Origin of the sequence: Hyphomicrobium sp. 2TAF46 (assembly GCF_052114865.1) — a bacterium.
Lineage (GTDB): Bacteria > Pseudomonadota > Alphaproteobacteria > Rhizobiales > Hyphomicrobiaceae > Hyphomicrobium_B.
Map to the genome: position 1 here is coordinate 1 of NZ_JBFRFO010000029.1, position 711 is coordinate 711.

The window sequence follows — 711 nt, forward strand, 5'->3', positions numbered from 1 at the left end:
CTCATTTTCGCGCCGCAGGGCGACATCACGCTGGCGGGGCGGACGATCCTGCAGGACGGGGTGCTGCTGTCGACGACGTCGGTCAACACGCGGGGCACGATCCATCTGTTGAACGCCGCGACCGACACACTCGGCAGCATCACGCTCGGCGCGGGCAGCCTGACGACGGTGATCCCCGAGCTGYTGAGCACGGAGACGGCGCTCGACAGCCAGCGCGAKGCGCTGATCAAGGCCTCGGCGGCGGCCAATGGGCAGCGGACSGCGACGGGTCCGTTCAACAACCTGTCGACGCTGGCCGATCGTCTCGACCAGTCGCGGATCGAGATCGTSAGCGGCGGCGACGTGGTGTTTGCGGGCGGCGCCGACGGCTCGATCACGCTGGCGCAGGGCGGKCAGGTGGCGGTGTCGGCGGGCCGGCGCGTGTTCACGGCGGACGGCGCGGTGATCGACGTCTCCGGCGTGCGCGACGTGCAGCTGGCGATGAGCGCGAACAACCTCAAGATCAACATCCAGGGCAACGAGCTGCGCGACAGCCCGCAGAACCGCGACAACARYTACCTGAAGAACGCCGACGTCTGGGTCGACCTGCGCGACCTGATCTACGTGCCGGCSGGSACSGGCGGCTACGACAGCGACCGCTACTACACGCCGGGCGGTCTGCTCGAAGTCGGCGGCTATCTCGCCAACACCAAGCACACGATCGGCGAATGG

Annotated in this window: 1 protein-coding gene; it reads left to right on the forward strand. The window is 68.5% G+C overall.

The window, feature by feature from the left end:
* Positions 1-711: hypothetical protein (locus AB4Z24_RS22510; protein WP_441711889.1), on the forward strand; the 711-nt coding region annotated here is incomplete at both ends.